Raw genomic sequence first — 2,264 nt, 5'->3', positions numbered from 1 at the left:
CTGGCGTGCGTACATGGCGAGACAACGGAGGGAGTCACACTGGTTGTGGGTATCGACCGACGAGCCGGGGTACTTATCCATCGCGCAGCGATGGACGGGGAGCGACGATGTGAGGTGAGGTGCGTGCCCCAGCCCCGCGACGCCGCGTCCCCTATTGCTGGTCGCTCTTGGTAGGCGTTTGGGTTGGAATATGTCTGAGGAGACCGTGGCCCGGCGGATGTGGCGGCTGTTCGAACCGGTGCACGCCGTTACCTACTTCGCGCCGGCCTGCGCCGCGGCGTTCGAGGACGCCGGCCTGCGCGGATTCTGGCGTGGGTACTTCGCCGGGCGGGCGGCGCCACTCGGCCCGGTCGGCGCGGCGCCGGTCATCGGGTGCTTCTTCGGGTTCGCACCGACGATGGTCGCATTGGCGCTGCCGGATATCTGGACGCGGATCTCCCCCGAGAAGGCGCTGACCGCGCGGCTCGACGGTGCCCGCGCCGCCCTTGGCCCGCTGCTGGAGGAGACCAGGCCGGCCGAGCTCGCAGAGCTTGCCGGGTTGATGCGGACCGCGGCCGAGCACGCCACGGTCCCCGGCCGGGTGCTCGCCGCTGCGAACGCGGCGCTGCCCTGGCCACAGGATCCGCTCGGCATCCTGTGGCATGCGGCGACCATCCTACGCGAGCACCGCGGCGACGGTCACGTGGCAGCCTTGGTCACCGCCGGTCTCGACGGCGCCGAGACCGGCGCCTGGCGGGTCAGCATGGGTGGGATCGGCCGCGAGGACTTCCAGCGGGTGCGCGGCTGGTCGGACGACGAGTGGATCGCCGCCACCGGCCGGCTGTGCGCCCGTGGCTGGCTCGACAGCGCCGGCGGCCCAACGGAGGCGGCGCTGCTGGCCTTCCACGGCATCGAGGTGACGACGGACCGTATCGCCAGCCCGGTCTGGGACGCGCTCGGTCCGGACGCCGTCGAACGGTGCGTCGCGGCGCTGACCCCCATCGCGAGCCGCGCCGCCGCGCTTCTCCGCTGGCCGAACCCGATCGGAGTGCCCGACCCGCGCGGGTCGGCGTCCACGTAGTCCGCCCCCTCTTACAACGCCTGCCGGGTGCTGAGGTTCGGCTGGAATGTCGCCGGCTACCGGCTGCTCACTCGCGACGCCGCGCGGTACCGGACGTACTTTCCGAAGGTCGAGCTGATCGCACCCTGATGTTCGATGTCGAGATATCCCCCGACGCCTTTCGTCGAACATTCATGGCGAGGTTCTCGCGAGTAGGTACCTCCGGAAGATGGTCGGATTTCGGGTAGTTGATGCTGGATGTTTGTTTGCTGTCTACGCGGTGGCTCGTCTGAACCTGGTCAGTATCCATCCATGGCGGGACGGTAACGGACGGATGTCGCGCTGCCTGCAGACTCCAACCGCCGGGTCGGCCCTGGGGACCGACGTGATGTTTGGCCGCTACTGCCAGGAGGCGGCGCGCGGGGCGATCACGAGCACCACCCGGCGGGCCGCGTCCGGAAGGTCGTCATAGGCCAGGTTGTAGCGCTTGGCGAGAACGTCGAAGAATTCGCCGGCCGGGTCCGGTTCGATGGCCTCGACCTCACCACGGACTTCGAGGTACCGGTATGGCTGGTCAGGGTCGTGCACGGACAGGGCGATCCGGGAGTCTGCGACGGCGTTGCGCCCCTTCTGTCGGTCGCTGGTAGTGGTGAGGCGTAGCCGCCTGCCGTCCCAGGCGTACCAGACGGGGTTCGTCTGGAGCCGACCGTCCGGGCGGAGTTGGGCGACGTGGGCGAACAGGGGGCGCTCGAGCAGGTCCAGATGGCTTGCGGGAATTGGCATGGCTTCTCGCCTCAGTCGCTTGGCAAACGGATGTCGCCCACCATATCAGGGTACGAACATTTATCAGAGTTCTGTTACCATCGCCGTGTCGGCGGGCGCCCCACCGCTCAACGCTGCCGTCGCCCGCATCAGGAGCGAGCGAAGGGAGCTCAACTCGGCGCTGGTGAAGGCGTCGGCGAGCCGCCGCTCAACCGCGATGGCCGCCCGATCAGCGGCGGCCAGCAGCTCGTTGCCGGTGTCGGTGAGGTGGGCCAGGGAGACCTTCCCGTGTACGGACGAGCCGACTCGCGACACCAGAGCCTTGCTCTCCAGCGTCGCGAGCAGGCTCGCCATCGACTGCGGTGTGACGTTGCAACGACGTGCCAGTTGCGCCCCGGACGAGCCGGGGACCTGGGACAGCGCCAGCATCGCCGCGTACTGCGGTACGGTCAGGCCGAACGCT

At 69.0% G+C, this 2,264-nt stretch carries 3 protein-coding genes and 1 pseudogene; 2 read left to right on the top strand and 2 right to left on the bottom strand.

What is annotated here, in order from left to right:
* Nucleotides 1–190 precede the first annotated feature (190 nt).
* Nucleotides 191–1,060 (top strand): SCO6745 family protein, encoded by an 870-nt coding sequence (locus U9980_RS26480; protein ID WP_322770422.1) that lies wholly within the window; start codon nucleotides 191–193, stop codon nucleotides 1,058–1,060.
* Between the two features lie 256 nt (nucleotides 1,061–1,316).
* Nucleotides 1,317–1,394, top strand: a pseudogene (locus tag U9980_RS26475) (Fic family protein); the annotation flags it as partial.
* A gap of 44 nt (nucleotides 1,395–1,438) precedes the next feature.
* On the opposite strand, the gene U9980_RS26470 reads toward U9980_RS26475, so the two are convergent.
* Both U9980_RS26470 and U9980_RS26465 read right to left on the bottom strand, forming a co-directional pair.
* Nucleotides 1,439–1,822 carry a PPOX class F420-dependent oxidoreductase gene (locus U9980_RS26470; RefSeq protein ID WP_322755081.1) on the bottom strand — a complete coding sequence of 128 codons (384 nt, stop codon included), beginning with the start codon at nucleotides 1,820–1,822 and terminating at the stop codon, nucleotides 1,439–1,441.
* Between the two features lie 63 nt (nucleotides 1,823–1,885).
* On the bottom strand, nucleotides 1,886–2,264 hold a 379-nt coding region (locus U9980_RS26465; RefSeq protein WP_322770421.1), incomplete at its 5' end, for a MarR family winged helix-turn-helix transcriptional regulator.

Source organism: Protofrankia sp. Cr1, assembly GCF_963555865.1.
In the GTDB taxonomy this organism is placed as follows: Bacteria; Actinomycetota; Actinomycetes; order Frankiales; family Frankiaceae; genus Protofrankia.
The sequence above is the reverse complement of the archived record's forward strand: the minus strand, read 5'-3'. Positions and strand labels throughout refer to the sequence as shown.